The following is an 18,033-nucleotide window of genomic DNA, read 5'->3' as shown; positions in this document are numbered from 1 at the left end:
TTCAAAATTCAATATACTTCTCTTGCGCGTTCGGCGGGATTCTCTATAATGCCATTCGACAAAAACTCATACGGCGTCCGCTTCGTGCGGATGAAAAGGGAAGCCGGTGCAAAACCGGCGCGGTCCCGCCACTGTAACCGGAGACGAAACCTCAACGAGCCATTGTCCATCACTGGATGAGAAGGCGAGGAAGTAGGCTGTAATCCGGAAGCCAGGAAACCTGCCGCTTGAGACGATGTCACCTCTTCGGAAAGAGAGAGCGTGGCAACACGAAGGATGCTTCGATCGTTCAACGCCCCGGACCGTGAGGTGACCGGGGCGTTTTCTTTCCGGTTCCTCTCCTCCGCACTCGCCGCCTCCCCTTTCCTCAAAATAACGTTAAGTTCAAAAGGAGAAAAACAAGATGAATCGATGGATGGTAATCTTAGTAGCATTGGGTTTGACGGCTCCGGCGGCTTTCGCCTCCAACAAGGCGGGAATCGTCATTCAAAACTCGACGGGCGAAATCATTACCCGCTGCGTGGAATTCGAAGAAGCGTCGCTTACCCTAAAAGAACTGTTGCAACGCAGCGGCTTCAAAATGATCGTTAATACTTCGGATTCCGGCGAACGCCTCTGCTTTCTGCACGACGACGGGCGTTCGGATTGCTCCATGATCCCTGGCGGTTTGGCGTGGAGAACCTATCGCCGCGAAAGCAATGATTGGACGCTTGTTTCGGACGATATCTCCACAGTCATCACAGTTCCCGGTTCGCTGATCGGATTCGTATGCGGTCCCAGCGGCGTGGCGCCGACTTATGAGAAAAAGCCGCCCGCTCTCGATTTCGCCGCCGTCTGCGAAACGGTCAGCAAAGCGGCGCTGGTCATCGATCACAGCGACGGCGAACGAGTGATAAAAATCGTTGAATTTCCCGGCGAGACCATAACCGGATGGCAACTTTTGCTTAAGAGCGGATTGCAACTCGTTTACGCCGAATACTCTTTCGGCGCGGCGGTCTGCACTATCGATGGCGAAGGGCAATCCGCTGGGGAATGCTTTAACGATCCCTTCGGCCGTTACTGGGATCTCAATATTTTAGATGATGACGACGTCTGGTCCGCTTCTTTTGTTGGCGCCAGCGATGTGATCGTACGCAATCATGATGTTAACGGCTGGCTCTTTGGAACCTGGGGCGCAACACAATTCCCCATAAGACGTAATGAGCTATTTCCCACAACCGCCATTCGCCATTCCGAGGTCTTGATGCTGATATGGATGGAAGCGGACAACGATTCCATCATTTCTCGGTAAATTGAAGTTATCAAAGTTTAAGATTTCTGGTACACTGTGGAGTTATGCCCGTCATCTTCGCCCGTCGCGCCGCTCGCCCATTTTTTTCCAATCAAGGGAAGAAAGAATATGCAAAATATCCCCACAGGACCCAGCCACAGCATCACCATCCGGGTGGAAATCAATAACGTTCCCGGCCAATTCGCCAAAATCGCCACCGTCATCGGCGATCAAGGGGGCGATCTCGGCGCCGTGGACATCGTCGGCGTGAAAAAAGGATTGATGATCCGCGACCTTACGGTGAATACGCGTAATGAGCAACATGCGGAAGATATCGTCAACGCGGTCAAGAGAGTTCCCGGCGTCAAAGTGCGCAACGTCTCCGACCGCGTTTTTCTTCTGCACCTCGGCGGCAAAATCCGCGTGGAAAACAAAGCGCCGCTCAATACCCGCGATGCGCTGTCGATGGCTTACACTCCCGGCGTCGCCCGCGTTTGCCGCGCTATCGCCAAAGATCCTTCCGCCGCCTATAACCTCACCATCAAATCCAATTCCGTCGCCATCGTTACCGACGGCACCGCCGTGCTGGGGCTTGGCGACATCGGCCCCGAAGCGGCTATGCCCGTCATGGAAGGCAAGGCGATGCTCTTCAAGGAATTCGGCGGCGTCGACGCCTACCCCATCTGCTTGAAGACGAAAAATCCTGACGAGATCGTCCGCATCGTGGAAGCCATCTCTCCCGGCTTCGGCGGCGTTAATCTGGAAGACATCTCCGCCCCACGCTGTTTTGAAATTGAAGAGCGTTTGAAAAAGCGGCTCGACATTCCCGTCTTCCATGACGACCAGCACGGCACCGCCGTCGTCGCCTCCGCCGCCCTTCTCAATGCGCTGAAACTCATCGGCAAGAGCATTGCGGAAATTAAAATCGTCATCCTCGGCGTAGGAGCGGCGGGCGTCGCATGCGCCAAGATGATGATGAAATTGGGCGTGCGCAACATCGTCGGTCTCGACAGCAAAGGCGTCATTTACCAAGGCCGCAAAGAAGGCATGAACTCTATGAAGGAATGGTTTGCGGAAAACACCAATCCCGAAAGGATTCAAGGCTCCATTTACGAAGCGGCGAAAGGAGCGGACGTTTTTCTCGGCCTCTCCGGGCCGAATCTTTTCCCCCTCGAGGCGCTGCAATCCATGAATGATGATCCCATCGTCTTCGCCTTAGCCAATCCCGATCCGGAAATCGCGCCGGAAACGGCGCTTGGCCACTGCCGCATCATGGCCACTGGCCGTTCCGATTATCCCAACCAGATCAATAACGTCCTCTGCTTCCCCGGCATCTTCCGCGGAGCGCTCAACGTGCGGGCCAGCGATATCAACGAAGAGATGAAACTCGCCGCCGCCCAGGCCATCGCCAACACCATCCCGGAAAAGGAATTGTCCGAAGAATACATCATTCCCAGCGTCTTCGACCGGCGCGTCTTCAAATCCGTAGCCAATGCCGTCGCCAAAGCGGCTATCGACAGCGGCGCCGCCCGCCGGAAAACGGACGATCGATAAGAAGCAGCGGCTGTCTTCCCTGTTCATGCAGCAAAACTGCGTAAAATTGATTCCATTAATGGGGAGTAATAAGCGCCATGATAAGATTCTTTTTAATTATTCGAGTATGGGTAACTGCCATTGTAAGTCTATTCGTTATGAACGTTTGCCAGGCGGTGGAATTGAACCTTCCTCAAGCGGTTCGCAATACTCTTGATCGGGAATTGGACAATTACCGAGTACGCAGCGCCGTGGAAACAACTTACGAAGGGAAAAAGGCTTACTTGATTGCCGCTCAAGGCCGCACGGAGCGCCGGTTAAGAATATCCATTGGAGAAAACGGGGATTTATTGAAAAAGGTCTACGAATGCCAGTTCAGCGTTGTCGACCATCGCTTGATGCGGGAAGAAATCCCTTTCCGCATCGCGTCCATCTATACTGCCAAAGCGGGCGATCCCCAAACAGCGCCCAAAACATTTATCGAATCCATCAGCAAAATATCTTATGGCGGCGGGAATATTCTTGCATTCGATCTATACGGCTTGAATCCGGACGGGAATAGTTTTTCTAAAGAAGCCGACGCTTTCTATCAAAAAATGATCGACCGGCTGCTCTATATGAAACTCAACGGCTTTTGCCGAGTATTCGGCGCCGCCGCTACCAAAGATCCCGCGATTCGTTTACATACAGTCCGAACCGTAGCGGATTATTTCAAAAAAGAAAATCAGTTTATCTTTTGGATCGACGGACCGGATGCGGCTTCGCTGGCCAAGGAATTCAAGAAAATCGCGCCGGGCTTAGTCGTAGCCGCTCCGGGAGGGGATATGGAAGTAGTTGACGCCTATCCAAAAGAAGCGCCGGAAAAACCGGTTATCGTCATCGGGCCGACGCCTTCCCAGAAGCCGGAAAACATCCATTTCCTATTAAAAGATACGTCGGAAGACCTTAATACTTTCGATCAGTGGAACGCCGATCTCGAAGAATATAAGCCCTGGCAACCCGACAATTCCCATTTAAGCGAACAAGAACGCCAAGATGGATTCGTTTCGCTCTTCGACGGCGCAACGACGAAAGGCTGGCTGCCGTTATCCAAAGGAAGGCGCGGCTTCATCGCCAAAGATGGCCTTTTGCAAAGAACGCCGGGCGGCGGATCGATGAGAACCGTCGAACGATACGACAACTTTATCCTGCGCTTGGAGTATCGAATCGTAAAGAATGGAAACAGCGGCGTTCAAGTGCATTGCCCGCGCACCAACCGCGCATCCAAAGTAGGTTTCGAAGTGCAAATCATGGGAGATTATGGGGATAAACCTAATAAAAACAGCACCGGTTCCATCTATTATGAAATCCCGCCCCAAGTCAACGCCAATAAGCCCTCCGGCGATTGGAACTCGATGGAAATTACTTGCAACGGCCCGCGCGTCAAAGTCATCCTAAATGGACAAACGGCGCAGGACCTCAATTTTGACGATTACGATGAATTGAAATACCGCCTGCGCGACGGCTTCATCATTCTGACGGATCACGGCGCTGACGTTGCTTACCGTAATATCCGCCTTAAAAGACTATAAAAATTAGGGATATTCGGGTTTGGATAGATGTCAAACCATTGAGGATTCGCCCCCTCACCCTAACCCTCTCCCAAAGGGCGAGGGAATTTTAAGTTACATTCTTAATAGGACTTGAAGTTTACTCTTCGGGGCCGCCAAGAAGCCCTTCGTGGAAAAAGACGGGTTTGTAGCCTTGCTCCGTCGCCCAGCGGATAGCGGCATCCAACCGTTGGGCGTGATCGGGAATGTAATGGGAATAAAATGGCCAGAAGTATTGTTCGTGGGTGAATAGGTCCATGATCTCGGCGGTATTGGGATTATGCGTCAGCGGTTCGAGAGTGGGAACGATCTTATCCACAGGCGTAGTGTTGCAAACGATATCGACTTTCGAAAAGACGATGCCGCTGGCGAAATCTTTCAGCGCATCGTGACGGGATAGATATTCGGAACGCTCGTCGTCCAAAAGATAATTGATGTCCCACCCGCTGGGGCTGCGGTCGAAATATCCGCTCAGTGCGCGCACGCCGCGTTCGGCGAGCGGCTTTAAGACAGAGGGCTGCGTCATTGCCCAGTGGATGACCGTCGGCGGCGCGTAAACGGATTCGCCCGCAAAACGATGGATTTGCTCCGCCACTTGATCCAAATCGCCGATCAGTTTTTCCGCGGAAGCGTATTGATAAGGCCGATCGGGCAAATTGGCGTAGGCGTGAAACGCCAGTTTCATCCAATCGGAATTATCCTGCCACTCGCCTTTGTAACGGTCGGGGAATTGCGTAAGATCGAAACCGTCCTCCGTCGTAAAGTAAATATTAACCGAGAAGCGCGTCCCATACTTGGCGTGAAGCTCCCGCAAGATATTCAAATAAAAACAATCGAAGAGAGATGTATATTCTTTCTGGGCGATATCCCGCAAAAAGAAACTATTGTCATCGATGGAAAATCGATAACGCGGCTGCGATTTCCGATCCCATACAACGCGGACGCGATGCTCCTGGCGTCCACTCACGCCTTCGGAAACGGCGATGATGTCCGTCTCTTTCTCGCGCAGGGGGACTTCGGCGATAAATCGATCGCCTTCGCGCCGGGCGCGCTGCCCATTCACAATGACAGCGTCGCGCAGAGGAGCCTGCCCTTGCACAATAATCTTCAAAGCGCTGTTATCTTCTTTTCCATGCCGATGGTTAAGCACAGCGCCGTGAAACGGCTCTTCGATCCGCAGGGGAGAACTGGCTTGCGCCGGTTGCGAGAAGAAACTTCCTAACGCAATTCCCATTGTTCCCGCCGAACTGATTTGCATAAAGTTTCGTCGTTTCATCTCGGAACCTCTTATTCGATTATTCCTAAAAGACAATTACATTACGAAGAGGAGGCAATATCGTTACTCTTATGAAACACTAATAATTAATCTGTTACGGTTCTGTTGCGTTTTTGAATCGCAAAAAAAAAGTAACTCGTATTTCACGAAATTTCTCATCCCAGCCTTGAAAGGCTGGGCTATTGCCAAATGCCCCTTTAAAGGGGCAAACGGTAATAGCCCGCCGTTTCAACGGCGGGTTTAGGAATGGATTCCTTTTTCGTGTTTTTCTTTTTTTTCCTGTTTTCGTGATTCAATAAGCGGCGCAAACCATTCCTCTTTTTCCATTGAGAGTAACATGAGTTATAAATAGAAAAAGATGTAAGGCGCCATAGTTAGTAATTAGCATCAATGCTCGTCATCCATTTCTGAAGCGATAACGTGATGCTCGCCCAACTCGCCATAGATCGCTTTCTTTCTCTCGGCGGCTTCCAACTGCAAAATTTCTTCCTGCCGATTTGCGCGTTGATCCATATAATAACGAACCAATAGATTAATGGCTAGTAAAACCAGGATGCCTATCGTATAAAATCGACTGATGACGAGCGCCCCCATTCCCGTAATGACGGCGGAGAGAAAAGCGGAGAAAAACCAGCAGAAGACGACCCAAATCGTACGTCCCATTTTCAATACGGCGTCGCCGCGCGCGAAGATGCGATCCGCCCATCCCGTCGCTATTACCGCCGCAAAGGCGACGTAGGTCGTCGATACGGGCAGCCCCCGGCCTGAAGCGAAAGCGATGACGCTGCCGGAAATGGAGGTAATGACGGCGGCGCGCAAAGCGTCGTAATGCTGCAATTTCCGGTGGGATTCGTCCAGCACCGGCTGCGGCGCCAAGGCGTCCGTTTTTTGTTTGGGCAATAGGAATTTCGCCAAACCCACGCACCATCGCGGCGCATAGAGTCGCACGACGTCTCCCTGGCTGCCGGTGTTGACTTCGGCGCGCGTAACCCGCTGCGCATTGCGAGTGGCCATACCCATCGCCAACAGGCAGCCGCAAAGAAGCAAGAACCATAAAGGAACATTCGAATTATAGGCTAAGTGCTTTTCCTTGATAATCATCCATGCCGCTATGCCGGGCGAAGCGCAATTCGCCAAGTCATTCTGGCCGAAGGCGAAGGCGGTGGCTAACATGCCTAACACGGCCATCCCTCCAAAAAGTTTGCGCCGGATGGCGTCTCCGCCAATGCGAAGCAGAAGCCAAACGAACGAAGCCATAACCGCCCAGGATGAAAAGAGGACAAGAGGCGCTCCGAACTCGTCGAAAGTCGCTTTTCGCAGAAATTTCACGAAATCGACATTTTTCATGCCTTTCATTAACACGAAATAAACCAGGCCTGTCAGCAAGAGTCCCCCGATCCAGGGGCCGTGCAAATTTACTTTTTCCGGATCGTCGCATTGGCGGCCCATAGCGCCGCGAAACGCCCGTTGGATAAAAAAGGCGGCTGCTCCGCTGATGAAGATGGAACATAGGATGGCGAGAACCACTTCCTGGCTTTTCGCCCATTTTACCGATTCCGCCCCGCCTATCGCATAGCCTCCGCCCAACAACGCGAAGACCAGACACGCCGTCGTGGAGATGGGCATACCAAAAGCGGAGAAGGAGTAAAGTAAAACGGTATTCGTCAAATAAACGGCGATATAAATCGATAAACAATCCTCCAAAACGGGAATAGTAGCGGGATCGAAAATGCCGCTTCGCGCCGTTTCCATAACCGGCGTTGCGGCGCATGCGCCGAAAATGACGGCGATTCCCGAAAGATAAACGGCTGTCTTTCTCCGCAATACCCGCGATCCAAAGACGGCGTTGACTACATTCGTAGCGTCATTGCGTCCTACTTCGATCGTATTCCAGATGAGCATTCCAATGGCGATCGCGCCTGCTAGATAAAAATAGAGCGACATGTTTTTCCTCTTTCTGCATCTATGAAGCTTATGAATCTCGATACAAGCGTCCCCATTAAAGTTATTTTCGGAAAGTATTGGGGATTGCATTCATTCCTTCGCTCGGGGAATTACAAACGAGCTTAATGAGGTAATAAAAATATGCCTATAGTGTGGTATGGCCTAAAATAAATTCTAACAAATTTCTAACAGTTTAATCGTCTGACGGGAAGAGACAAGATACGCCGGTTTTGTACGGTAGCATAGCGGGTATAAAGAAAAAGACCGGTCGCAAGCTCCGCTTGTTTCCCGGCCTTTAAGTTACCGAAGGCTGTTGGTCAGCTCCGCCAACGCCAACCTTCGAAACTCCGAAGGTTGTTCGGTCACCTCGGCAGTTCACTCGAATTCTTCCGTCGAAGTTCCCTTACATCCTTCTCTACAGCACCCAGTCTCCTTAATAACAATCATTATGCCAAAACAAGAATGAAGGATGCCTTTAGGCGGAGAAAAAAAGATTTTATTTCTTCAAGTCCTTAAATATAAGTAAGTTATAAGAAATATTCTTTATTAAGACGATGTAAAAATCGCTGTATAAAGGCAGGATGGCTATAAATGAAGGAGGAATTATTTTCCCCATGATGTGGGATATGAGGGAAAAAACGTTAAAATCGCCGCAAAAAAATGGCGTACGGATCGGGTTGCGTAATTCTCGGTCAACCTAAAGAAGGCGAGGTTCTCTTGTCCGCTACGATCACAACCCCTTCCTGAATCTCTCGGCCTTCGAATACGTATCCCGGCTTCAATATCCGGCAGATGCAGGCGGGAGGGATATCTTCGCATGCCTCAACGCCGGCGATGTGAACATAATGAGGATCGGCGGGTTCTCCGATCTTCGTCGTAACTTCTACCGGCATCTTATGGATGGCGGCGGTCATCAATTCCGCCGCTTGATGCAATGGTTTATGGACGAAAAGAAAGCTGTTTCTCAAAATCCCCAAATCGCCTTCTTCCACTTTTCTCTCCATGAATTTCATGGTTTCGAGAAATAAATCGTATTGTGTAAGCAGCGCCGCCAGCCTGTCTTCGCGGATATTGACGCTGTCCGTTCCACGGTAATTGAAGATTTGAAAAGGGAGAGATTCTTGTCCATAAGGAATGGTTTTGGGACGGCCTAACCGTTCGGGAATCGCGCCCGATTCCGCCGCTACGGTTTCCTGCGCCGAAGCGAGAAAACGTTCCAAGTGATCCCGGCAGCGTTGGATGGATTCGCCGATTTCGCCGGTGATGGTCGCAGCGTAACGTCGGAACGGCTCTACCGCCTTCACGAAGGCGGGATCCATTCCCCGAGGCTTTGGCGCTACGGCGTCTACGATGGTTTTCCAACAATCGGCGGGAATATAAAGATCGCGGGGGCTGGACGACATGCTGCCATTTCTCCCTGTTGCAACTCATGATGCTTCATACCCAGGCGGTATGAAGAAATCAGCCCTTTCTTTTCATCATCTTACCATACCCCCAAACCGCCGTATCGGCAAGCGATGCAATGCCTAGCCAAACATAGATCAACAAAAACGGTTCCAAAGGCAGCCGGAAACGAGTACGGGCGAAAAAAATCAGGCAAGAAAACGTATATAAACCCACCACGGACAAACAAAATCCGTGCTGGATTTTGCGCATACATGCGTAAGCCCCCCCCGCCAGCGCCATCAGTAGAAAAAATGGATTCCACCAGATTAAAGGCCACTGCGCGCCGCCCGCCAATCTCATGCCTTCTCCTTGATTGTATTCCTCCCATGGCCACGGTTCTTTATCGAGAAGGTAAAGAAAATAGAGTTTCCATATAGTTCGCGCAACCAGCGCTTGCGGATGTTCCAAGGCGAATTTCATGCCTTGGGTTAAAAAATAGCGATCCTCCAATACTTCATTCGGCTCATTCGTCCGCAAGAATTCCCGTCTTACGGCTTCTTTGGCGCCGTGGTCGTAATAGCCGAATTGAGGATTGTGGCCAAGATAAAAATTCACTCCCGAATTCGTTGTCAACAAAACGAACGCTTTCAATACGATTGCATTGCGAATCGACCAGGGAACGATGGGGATTGTCCAGGCGAACATCGGCAGCCAAATCCGCCGCGGCCATTGAGGGCGGGGAATCGCTTGCAGCGACTTAAACGCAACGATGGGCAGAAAAAAAATCGCTACGGGGCGGATCAACGTCATAACGCCTACTAAAACGGAAAACAAAAACAATACGTCCATCCGGCAGGAATTGCCGCAACGGACGCCCAAATTCGCCCAAATCAAAAGCGTAAAAATAAACAACGTCTCCGATAGCAATACCGACGAAAAGAAAATCTGATCCGCCATCCAGGAAAATGTCAACGCGGCGAAAAAGGGAATGATGCGGGGATGCCGCAAGAGAATATGGCGGTTCTCTTTTTGCAAAGGCCGCAGCATCCGCTGAAAAAGCGCATAAAGCAACGCCGCCGATATGGCGCCCAAAATCGCTTGTACGATCCGCACCGCCAGCAGTGGATTGCCCGGAAACATCTTCCAACAAGCGGCGATGAATAAGGGATACAACGGCGCCCGGTACGCCAAATGCTCCTCGTCCTGCGCCAAATGGCCGCCTTTAAGATAATTGACGGCGCAAAGGTAATAATCCTCCATATCCGAAAAAGGCCGGGGATGATCGGCGAAAGCCCATAACAATCGGGGAATGATCGCCAACAATAGCAAAGACGATATCCATATCCAGGGAACATCCCAGGGATGGCTTGCATCCGCCATCAATGAGGATGCCGTCCCCGTTTTCTGACTTGGAGACGGCGATGGATTTTCCAAAGGAAGATTTAGGCGCGATTCCATATTTTTAGGATCGTATATTTCCCATTGATTATTGGCTAGATTACTATACCCAGCCGAATTTCTCCAACCCGTAGCAGCATTTCTAAGGGCATTTCTCCGTTAAAGAAGGCGGTTGATATTACCGCATTTTTCCATTTTTGCAATTTATAATCGTTTAAAAAAATGGGGTAAGTATTGATCGGGAAAGAGAATGGAGTGGATGAAAATGGCGATTTTAGGATTAGGACGTCAAAGAAAGGTCGATCCAAAGAATAGGTTCTTACCCTCTCAGCTCATGCAAATCTCTAATAATTTCTTCATGGCTTCGCCGGGGAAAATCCAGCGCATCGGCTTTATGTAAAATTTCTTTGATGGCTTCCCAATCCGTTTCTTTGGCTAGTTCAGGCTCCTCTTGATCGCGTATCGATATAGATATCTGTTTCCCTCTCCATTCAGGATCTTTCACCTTCACGACGCCATCTACGCCAATTTCCGCTTGTATAATCATCGGCGCAAACCTCCTTATTTATCCGTTGCCGAACGAGTTGCATTTACCCAAAAGTTATGCGATTAGTATACTCCAATTGACGCATGAATTAAATTGTAATAAAAAGCAGCGAAAATCCGTATTCGGTTCGCTTAAATCTTCGCCATAGGCGTCTTGATAAAAGAATCGGCGGGGATTATCAATAATGAATTTTCAACGAATGACGAAGGGAGCAACTTTTACATGAACGAAGCGCAGATTCAAAACAACTACCCAAAAGGCCGGCTCGTTTCCCTCGACGCATTTCGTGGATTTACCATGATGTCGATGGTGCTGGTCAATAACGCCGGAGATTGGGAGCATATCTACTCGCCCTTGGAACACGCGAAATGGAACGGCTGCACGTTCACCGATCTCATCTTTCCCTTCTTTCTCTTCATCGTCGGCGTCTCCATGTCCTTTTCCTTCGCCAAACGCCTGCAAAGCGGCGGCGACAACTCGCCGCTTATCCGGCAACTCATCCGTCGCAGCCTCATCATTTTCGCTCTCGGCCTGTTTCTGAACGCCTTGGGCAACTTCGATCTCCACACCATCCGCATCCCCGGCGTACTCCAGCGCATCGCCATTTGCTATTTCGCCGTTGGGTGGATCGTTATCGGATTGTCTCCCTTTTGGCAATGGATGTCAGCCTTCGCGTTGCTCTCCGTCTATTGGATCGGGATGCTTTTCATCCCCGTTCCCGGCTATGGCGCAGGCGTAATCGAACCCGTCGGCAACTTCTGCTGGTGGATCGACAACCATACTCTCGGCGGACACACATGGCCCAACGCTCCCGCCGCCGGATTCGATCCGGAGGGCGTCTTTAGCACTTTGCCCGCCATTGTTACGACGTTATTGGGGTATTTCGCGGGGACCTGGCTGCGCTCCCATCAGGAAGAAAAAAGCCGTTTGATCGGCCTCTTTCTCTCCGGCGACGCCTGTTTGCTGCTTGGGTATATCCTCACGGCATGGATGCCCTTCAACAAAAACCTATGGACCGTTCCCTATGTTTTTCTCACCGCCGGGCTGGCGCTTCATTTACTCGCTTTCTTCTATCTGATTATCGACGTATTTGGCTACCGAAAATGGGCTGTTCCTTTTCTGGTTTTCGGCAGCAACGCCATATTCGTGTACGTTCTCTCCAGCATCGGCGGCGAGCTGTTGGGAATGATCTCCATCGGTCAGGGCGAGGCGCGGATGGATGCGATTTCCTGGATCGTGCAAAATCTCTTCGCTCCCTGGACCTCCCCCGTCAACGCTTCTCTGCTTTACGCGATAGCGTTCGTCCTCTTCTGGTTGGGTGCAACATCCATCCTATACTGCAAAAGGATTTTTATAAAAATATAGACGCAGGGTTAACTCGAAGCGAATGGCGGCCCGCCACTGCGGCTAGTAGGAAGGCAGCGCCGAATGCAGATCGGAAGGATCGAAAGATACCGGCGCTTGCGAATACGCGCCGCCGGGGAAATAGGTCTTTTGCCGAATCAGATAGAGCATATCGATGTACTTTTTCTTCGATTCCTGAGAAAGCGGACTACCAAGAATGCGCCCCATCTCTTTCAGCGCCAAGTCGTCGAACAGACGCAGCGAATAGAGAATTTCAACCGGTTCGTTCAGCATATACCGCTTGACGAGACTTTCCAGCGTCTGGCTCTCGCCATTTTCCAGTTCCAACGCCTTCATTTCTTCTTGAAGGATTTGCACTTTTTTGAAATAGGCATATCGCCGGCAGATATATAAAATCGCTAGTACGGCTAGCGTTATCCCGATGAGAAACCAGAATAACAATTCGACAGGCACGTCGGTAGGCTTGATCCAAGAGATTTGGCCTAACATGATCACCGCCTCCTTTCGTTGGCGTTTTCAAACCCTCCTATCTTGAATTATATCTCGTTGTTACAGAAATGCCAATTTGATTCTGTCAAATATATTTACAAATATGTAGTTGTATTTTACGAATACGCCGCTACTACTTGATAGGCAGCGGAGTAGATGGGGCGGGATTCTTGGCGGAACTTGATTTCGTAATGCGTCGCGGAGTCCGGGGCTTCCTCCCTATCTTCGATAATCTCGTTGGAAACATTATCTTCCATAAGCGAAAATAAACCGCTGCCGTCAATACGCTGGCGGGCGTCGGCGTAATATTCAGCGTGATCGGTTTTCAACAAAAGCCTTCCCTCCGCTACCAGCGTCTCCGCCATTTTCTCCAAGAGCCGGGAATTGAAAAGCCGGCGCTTGCGATGACGGTCTTTGGGCCAGGGATCGGGAAAATAGACGTGATAAGCCGCAATCGAACGAGGCGGCGTCAGCAGCTTCACTACTAAATCAGCATCCAAACATAGAAAAAAACGGTTGGGCCGGGGATCGCGGGCGGCGCGCCAAAGAGCGATGCGAATCCATTTCAACGACCGTTCGATGCCAATGAAGTTCGTTTCAGGCCGCCGTCTCGATTCGGCGAGGATGAAGCGTCCTTTTCCCGTCCCGATTTCGATTTCCACCGGATGGCGATTTCCGAAGATTTTCTCGAAATCCAGTTTTTCGTCGATGCTTCCGGGGGAGACGAGTTGTTCGTCCATCTCCGGCGTATAATGATAAATGGTCTTGGCGCACATTGCTTCTTCATTCCATCTTTATTCGTTTGCGCAATAAACCCGAAGAAATGAAAAAAATCAAGCGCCGTTTTCCCCTGCCATCCCGCTTATATAAATAGACAACGAGAGATTTCCATTATAGGATTAAAAAAACGAAGCGTACGATGCGTTCAAGGTTTTTATTGCCGCAATCTAAATTATATCTTTTCGGATGTTTGGATGATGACGAATTATTTTTTGTTCGAGTCGGAAAATGAAATCGTCGAAGCGGCCAAAGGCCAGGTTCTGATGCGCCAGGGCGAGCCGGGGACGTGCGCCTTTCTTTTGGTGGAAGGAAAACTAAAAGTGGAATTGGAAAAAAAACCGCCTCCTGTTTTCATTGCGGAAATCACTCCCATCGATATCGTAGGCGAAATAGCCATCTTAAGCGGCAAGCCGCGCTGCGCCACTGTGACGGCGATCGAAAACTCGAAATTGATCCGCCTGGAAAAATCTCGGCTCAAATTTTTATTCCGGCGCAATCCCGAAGCAGCTGAATTTATTGTAAAACTCCTTTGCGCCAAACTCATCGGCGCCAATGAATTTATCGCCGAACACTGCGAATATGAAAGACAATTTTCCGGCGAATTCAAAAAATGGATGGAAATGGAGGATTAGAACCGATTTTTTCTTCCTTTTATTATGGAAGAATATTCATCTCCAACGATTTCGCCGTTCGCGGCGAAAAAAGCGCCAAGTGGATGATCGGCCAGCGAAATTATGAGTCTGCTCAAAATTCTTAAAGAAACCAACGTGGATCTCGCCAAGGATATCCGTCTTTATCCCCCCGGCCATGTATTGATTCGCCAGGGCGAAGCGGGAACATGCGCTTATATGCTTCTGTCCGGCATGTTGAAAGTCGAACGCGAAGTCAACGGCAAACCGCTTTTCATCACCGAAGTGAAACCGGTCAATATTGTAGGCGAAATGTCCATCCTCAGCGACAGTCCGCGATCCGCCACTGTCACCGTCGTTGAGAACGCCAAGCTGCTGAAAATAGAAAAAATCCGCATCAAAACCATGATCCGCCGTTATCCCGATATTGGAGAAGCGCTATTGAAACTTCTATGCGCCAAATTGAACCGCGCCAACGAAATCCTGGAGGAATATCACAAGTATTACATTGAATACGCCGCAGTTCATGATAATCCAACATTGGATATAACATAAAAACAGGCGTTTTTAACAAAATCCACTATTTACAAATACTTAAGAATTTCTCTATTTGGCATGGCTCTGAAAATATCGCCGCTGCAAACGGACTGAATACGACTCAATATCATTGCTTACTTTCTGGGCGCAGAAGTATATATCTCGTACAAACAGCGCTGAATCGGAACAAAAGGAGATGGAATCAAACCATGAACCGATATGCAAGATTAATCGGATTATTCGCTTTGATGACCGTATATCTTAGTGGGTACGCTGCAGAAAAACCCCGCGTTATCGTTCTCACCGATATCTCCAACGAACCGGATGATGAGGAATCGCTCGTGCGTTTTCTGGTATACAGCAATGAATACGATGTCGAAGGGATCATCGCCACAACCTCAGTATGGCTGCGCCAGAATCCAAGACTGGACTTAATTCAGCGGGACATCCAAGCATACGGCCAGGTGCGGAATAATCTGTTGAAACATGCCCAAGGCTATCCCGCCGCAGATCGCTTGATGTCAGTCGCCAAAGAGGGGCAGACTGGATTCGGAATGGAAGCAGTGGGATTCGGAAAAAGCACGGAGGGTTCCAACCATATCGTTGCTGTAGTGGATCAACCCGATGAGCGCCCCATTTGGATTTCGATATGGGGAGGAGCCAATACGTTGGCGCAAGCGTTGTGGGATGTAAAATACGCGCGAACGGAGTCGGAATTAAAGCGATTCGTATCCAAGCTGCGGGTGTATACCATCTCCGATCAAGACGATGCGGGGCGTTGGCTGCGCATCGCTTATCCCGATTTATATTACATCGTCACTCCCAGCAGCGTCGATTCGAAGGAATACTACAAAGCCGCCTGGACGGGGATTTCTGGAGACCGGCACTATAAAAACGGGCCGTTTGAATATTTCGAGCTGGTGGATAATCCTTGGCTGACGGAAAACGTGATCGAGAATCACGGGCCTTTGGGCGCGTTGTATCCCAAACTGGCTTATATCATGGAAGGCGATACTCCTTCCTTTTTGAATCTCATCAACAATGGTTTGGGCAGCGATCAAAATCCCGCGTACGGCGGTTGGGGAGGCCGTTACGTTCTTCACCAATCCTATGCGGAAACGCATCCCATCTATACCAACAGCCGCGATACAGTGACTGCGCGAGATGGTTCGACTTACACCACGGCTCAGGCAACCGTCTGGCGCTGGCGGGAGGCGTTTCAATACGATTTCGCCGCGCGTATGGATTGGTGCGTTGCGAAAAACTTTCAAGACGCCAACCATAATCCCGTTGCAATCATCAACGCTATGCCGGGTAAGGATATTCTCGAATTGAATGTCAAACCAGGAGATAAAGTCGAGTTATCCTGCGAAGGATCGAGCGATCCTGACGGCGACAAATTCGATACATCCTGGTTTGTTTATCCGGAAGCGGGAACCTATTCGGGTGTAGTTGAATTATCCAATTCTCAAGGAGCCAAGACCGCGTTTATTGCCCCTCCGATAAAAGAACGATCTACCATTCACGTCATTCTCCAGTTAAAAGATCATGGGACTCCACCGCTATTCAGTTATCGCCGGGCGATTGTGTTGGTGGAACCGTAATATTCAGCATAATCCGAGAGAAAAATTCTCGGATCGATTCATGTAAAATCCATATGCGTACTTTGGAATGGAAACGTCCGCGATGAATGTTATGACCAGGCGCCATCCGATGAAATTAGAATTAGCTATGAGCCGCTAATGTCCGGTTGTTTTCAATGGAATACGCTGGATATAAAAAAACAATATTCAATGACGAATAGCGTATAAAAAAAAGCGGGAATGCGCTATAACCCATTCCCGCTTTACTAGAAGCTATTTATTATTCGATCATATAATCATATAATCGGCGCCGTTTCGAATAGATGGTTCAAGCCGCGCGCTTCCCGGCTCTTCCAGTTTTCCTTGAAATAGGCGTATCCGGCGATCAACGGAACCGCCAGCGTCGCTTCGCTGTAGACCATCTGCTCGAAAACCGTATCCACCTTGCCCCAGCTGCTGGCTTCCTTGAGCGTGCTGCCGGAAAGCGCGCCGTCGCGTACGTCCGCCACTGTTACCTGAATTGCGTATTTGTGCATCGGCGCGTCGTTGCCCAGCACTTCCGCCGCCACGACGATGTCCTGAGCGAAATTTTTGGGAACGCCGCCGCCGATCATGAACAATCCCGTCTCTTTGTTGCGGATTTTGATCTGCGTCAATTCGAGAAAATCCTTGGCGCTGTCGAGGCTCACCTTGGGCGCGTCTCCCCGCGCCGATTGGTGCGCCACGAGTCCGAATCCCGCCGAACAGTCGCTGAAGGCGGGACAGAAGATGGGCAGCTCTTTTTTATAGGCTTCAAAAACGATGCTGTCCGCCGTTTCCGGTTTCGTCCGTTCCAGATAAGCGCCCATCTCCATGATGAATTCCCGCGATGAGTAGGGGTGCGGCTCCAATTCGTCGGCGATCTTCCGAATGGTTTCGTCGCATTGGCGCAGGTCGTCCTCGTCGATCAGCGTATCGTAGATGCGGTCGATATGCAGGCTGCGCAAGACGTCGTCGTCCAATCCCGCCTTGAGGCGGTCTTCGGCGATGTAGTGACGGAATCCCAGCGCTTCCAAAAAATCCTGATCGACGATGTTGGCGCCCGTGCTGACTACGGCGTCCACCATATTAAGACGGATCATATCCGCGAAAATCCGCTTCAATCCGGCGCTGATCAGCGATCCCGCCAGGCAAAGAATAACGGCGCAATCCTTGTCCATCAACATGCGGTCGTAAATCTCCGCCGCGCGGGACAGGTCTCTCGCGCTGAAAGCCATGCCGCGCATAGCTTCCACGAGGGGAACGACATTATGTTTCGTCATGTCGATATGTTGAATCGTCTCTTTGAGAAAGTCTTCCTTTCTCGGCATAATAAATCTCCTTATTTCCATCCAAACGATGGTTTCGCTGCAAAAAGATATTATAGAATCGTTTATTCCCTATACGGAGAGTCTTGCAAGTTTTAAAGTAATAATGATGGAAATAATAAAATCGGCGTTTAGGCGCCGCAGGATAGGTTTAAGGAGGAAGCGTTCATGAAGTCTATTCCGAAATTGTTGATTTTATTGGGTATTATCGCCATTATTGTGGGGATTGTTGTCAAATTGATTGGCATCGATTTTTCCTCCGCATTCGTATTGTACCCCTTCAAGCCCCAAAGTTTTATGAACTTCGCCAACTCGCTCTTTCTTCTCTCCATCGCGATTTCTGTTTTGAAAGAATGATCGC

General features: G+C 50.1%; 16 protein-coding genes and 1 riboswitch. Of the genes, 8 read left to right on the top strand and 8 right to left on the bottom strand.

The window, feature by feature from the left end:
- Nucleotides 1-54 precede the first annotated feature (54 nt).
- A riboswitch (cobalamin riboswitch) is annotated at nucleotides 55-243 on the top strand.
- A 160-nt stretch (nucleotides 244-403) separates the two neighbouring features.
- The 3 genes from AB1656_23965 to AB1656_23955 all read left to right on the top strand — a co-directional run bounded on the left by AB1656_23965 (nucleotide 404) and on the right by AB1656_23955 (nucleotide 4,374).
- Nucleotides 404-1,291 (top strand): hypothetical protein, encoded by an 888-nt coding sequence (locus tag AB1656_23965; protein ID MEW6238453.1) that lies wholly within the window; start codon nucleotides 404-406, stop codon nucleotides 1,289-1,291.
- 108 nt (nucleotides 1,292-1,399) lie between these two features.
- A complete protein-coding gene (locus AB1656_23960) occupies nucleotides 1,400-2,824 on the top strand; it encodes a malic enzyme-like NAD(P)-binding protein (protein MEW6238452.1) in 1,425 nt (474 codons plus the stop codon).
- A 77-nt stretch (nucleotides 2,825-2,901) separates the two neighbouring features.
- Nucleotides 2,902-4,374, top strand: coding sequence for a DUF1080 domain-containing protein (locus AB1656_23955; protein ID MEW6238451.1), 1,473 nt, complete (start codon nucleotides 2,902-2,904; stop codon nucleotides 4,372-4,374).
- 118 nt (nucleotides 4,375-4,492) lie between these two features.
- On the opposite strand, the gene AB1656_23950 is transcribed toward AB1656_23955, so the two are convergent.
- The 5 genes from AB1656_23950 to AB1656_23930 all read right to left on the bottom strand — a co-directional run bounded on the left by AB1656_23950 (nucleotide 4,493) and on the right by AB1656_23930 (nucleotide 10,943).
- A complete protein-coding gene (locus tag AB1656_23950; GenBank protein ID MEW6238450.1) occupies nucleotides 4,493-5,668 on the bottom strand; it encodes a hypothetical protein in 1,176 nt (391 codons plus the stop codon).
- 387 nt (nucleotides 5,669-6,055) lie between these two features.
- A complete protein-coding gene (locus AB1656_23945) occupies nucleotides 6,056-7,612 on the bottom strand; it encodes an inorganic phosphate transporter (protein ID MEW6238449.1) in 1,557 nt (518 codons plus the stop codon).
- Between the two features lie 692 nt (nucleotides 7,613-8,304).
- Nucleotides 8,305-9,015, bottom strand: a complete 711-nt coding sequence (locus AB1656_23940) for a hypothetical protein (GenBank protein MEW6238448.1) — start codon at nucleotides 9,013-9,015, stop codon at nucleotides 8,305-8,307.
- Between the two features lie 58 nt (nucleotides 9,016-9,073).
- Nucleotides 9,074-10,456, bottom strand: a complete 1,383-nt coding sequence (locus AB1656_23935; protein ID MEW6238447.1) for a hypothetical protein — start codon at nucleotides 10,454-10,456, stop codon at nucleotides 9,074-9,076.
- Between the two features lie 259 nt (nucleotides 10,457-10,715).
- On the bottom strand, nucleotides 10,716-10,943 hold the full coding sequence (locus AB1656_23930) for a hypothetical protein (GenBank protein ID MEW6238446.1): 228 nt from the start codon (nucleotides 10,941-10,943) through the stop codon (nucleotides 10,716-10,718).
- Between the two features lie 222 nt (nucleotides 10,944-11,165).
- On the opposite strand from AB1656_23930, the gene AB1656_23925 reads away from it, so the two are divergent.
- Nucleotides 11,166-12,308: a heparan-alpha-glucosaminide N-acetyltransferase domain-containing protein gene (locus AB1656_23925; protein ID MEW6238445.1), complete on the top strand. Its 1,143-nt coding sequence runs from the start codon at nucleotides 11,166-11,168 to the stop codon at nucleotides 12,306-12,308.
- Between the two features lie 42 nt (nucleotides 12,309-12,350).
- On the opposite strand, the gene AB1656_23920 is transcribed toward AB1656_23925, so the two are convergent.
- Together AB1656_23920 and trmB are read right to left on the bottom strand one after the other, a co-directional pair.
- Nucleotides 12,351-12,797 carry a hypothetical protein gene (locus AB1656_23920; GenBank protein MEW6238444.1) on the bottom strand — a complete coding sequence of 149 codons (447 nt, stop codon included), beginning with the start codon at nucleotides 12,795-12,797 and terminating at the stop codon, nucleotides 12,351-12,353.
- Nucleotides 12,798-12,913: 116 nt separating this feature from the next.
- Entirely contained in the window at nucleotides 12,914-13,573 is a 660-nt protein-coding gene (gene trmB, locus AB1656_23915) for a tRNA (guanosine(46)-N7)-methyltransferase TrmB (GenBank protein MEW6238443.1), read from the bottom strand.
- Between the two features lie 198 nt (nucleotides 13,574-13,771).
- Between trmB and AB1656_23910 the strand changes: the two genes are divergently transcribed.
- The 3 genes from AB1656_23910 to AB1656_23900 all read left to right on the top strand — a co-directional run bounded on the left by AB1656_23910 (nucleotide 13,772) and on the right by AB1656_23900 (nucleotide 16,347).
- The gene (locus tag AB1656_23910) at nucleotides 13,772-14,209 is read left to right on the top strand and encodes a cyclic nucleotide-binding domain-containing protein (GenBank protein MEW6238442.1); all 438 of its coding nucleotides are present in this window, start codon (nucleotides 13,772-13,774) and stop codon (nucleotides 14,207-14,209) included.
- Nucleotides 14,210-14,311: 102 nt separating this feature from the next.
- Nucleotides 14,312-14,761 (top strand): cyclic nucleotide-binding domain-containing protein, encoded by a 450-nt coding sequence (locus AB1656_23905; protein MEW6238441.1) that lies wholly within the window; start codon nucleotides 14,312-14,314, stop codon nucleotides 14,759-14,761.
- Between the two features lie 191 nt (nucleotides 14,762-14,952).
- On the top strand, nucleotides 14,953-16,347 hold the full coding sequence (locus tag AB1656_23900; GenBank protein MEW6238440.1) for a nucleoside hydrolase-like domain-containing protein: 1,395 nt from the start codon (nucleotides 14,953-14,955) through the stop codon (nucleotides 16,345-16,347).
- Nucleotides 16,348-16,622: 275 nt separating this feature from the next.
- Here the strand turns inward: AB1656_23900 and AB1656_23895 are convergent, their stop codons facing one another.
- Complete coding sequence (locus AB1656_23895) at nucleotides 16,623-17,675, bottom strand: deoxyhypusine synthase (protein ID MEW6238439.1); 1,053 nt, start codon at nucleotides 17,673-17,675, stop codon at nucleotides 16,623-16,625.
- Between the two features lie 165 nt (nucleotides 17,676-17,840).
- Here AB1656_23895 and AB1656_23890 point away from each other — a divergent pair, with 165 nt between their 5' ends.
- Complete coding sequence (locus AB1656_23890; GenBank protein MEW6238438.1) at nucleotides 17,841-18,029, top strand: hypothetical protein; 189 nt, start codon at nucleotides 17,841-17,843, stop codon at nucleotides 18,027-18,029.
- The last annotated feature ends 4 nt before the right edge of the window (nucleotides 18,030-18,033 follow it).

The organism is Candidatus Omnitrophota bacterium, assembly GCA_040755155.1.
Taxonomy (GTDB): domain Bacteria; phylum Hinthialibacterota; class Hinthialibacteria; order Hinthialibacterales; family Hinthialibacteraceae; genus JBFMBP01.
This window is presented reverse-complemented; position numbering and strand designations above follow the sequence as displayed.

Bases quoted from the DNA above. Each gene is read 5' to 3' on its own strand.
- AB1656_23965 (MEW6238453.1), top strand. From the start codon at position 404: ATGAATCGATGGATGGTAATCTTAGTAGCATTGGGTTTGACGGCTCCG.
- AB1656_23960 (MEW6238452.1), top strand. From the start codon at position 1,400: ATGCAAAATATCCCCACAGGACCCAGCCACAGCATCACCATCCGGGTG.
- AB1656_23955 (MEW6238451.1), top strand. From the start codon at position 2,902: ATGATAAGATTCTTTTTAATTATTCGAGTATGGGTAACTGCCATTGTA.
- AB1656_23950 (MEW6238450.1), bottom strand. From the start codon at position 5,668: ATGAAACGACGAAACTTTATGCAAATCAGTTCGGCGGGAACAATGGGA.
- AB1656_23945 (MEW6238449.1), bottom strand. From the start codon at position 7,612: ATGTCGCTCTATTTTTATCTAGCAGGCGCGATCGCCATTGGAATGCTC.
- AB1656_23940 (MEW6238448.1), bottom strand. From the start codon at position 9,015: ATGTCGTCCAGCCCCCGCGATCTTTATATTCCCGCCGATTGTTGGAAA.
- AB1656_23935 (MEW6238447.1), bottom strand. From the start codon at position 10,456: ATGGAATCGCGCCTAAATCTTCCTTTGGAAAATCCATCGCCGTCTCCA.
- AB1656_23930 (MEW6238446.1), bottom strand. From the start codon at position 10,943: ATGATTATACAAGCGGAAATTGGCGTAGATGGCGTCGTGAAGGTGAAA.
- AB1656_23925 (MEW6238445.1), top strand. From the start codon at position 11,166: ATGAACGAAGCGCAGATTCAAAACAACTACCCAAAAGGCCGGCTCGTT.
- AB1656_23920 (MEW6238444.1), bottom strand. From the start codon at position 12,797: ATGTTAGGCCAAATCTCTTGGATCAAGCCTACCGACGTGCCTGTCGAA.
- trmB (MEW6238443.1), bottom strand. From the start codon at position 13,573: ATGTGCGCCAAGACCATTTATCATTATACGCCGGAGATGGACGAACAA.
- AB1656_23910 (MEW6238442.1), top strand. From the start codon at position 13,772: ATGATGACGAATTATTTTTTGTTCGAGTCGGAAAATGAAATCGTCGAA.
- AB1656_23905 (MEW6238441.1), top strand. From the start codon at position 14,312: ATGAGTCTGCTCAAAATTCTTAAAGAAACCAACGTGGATCTCGCCAAG.
- AB1656_23900 (MEW6238440.1), top strand. From the start codon at position 14,953: ATGAACCGATATGCAAGATTAATCGGATTATTCGCTTTGATGACCGTA.
- AB1656_23895 (MEW6238439.1), bottom strand. From the start codon at position 17,675: ATGCCGAGAAAGGAAGACTTTCTCAAAGAGACGATTCAACATATCGAC.
- AB1656_23890 (MEW6238438.1), top strand. From the start codon at position 17,841: ATGAAGTCTATTCCGAAATTGTTGATTTTATTGGGTATTATCGCCATT.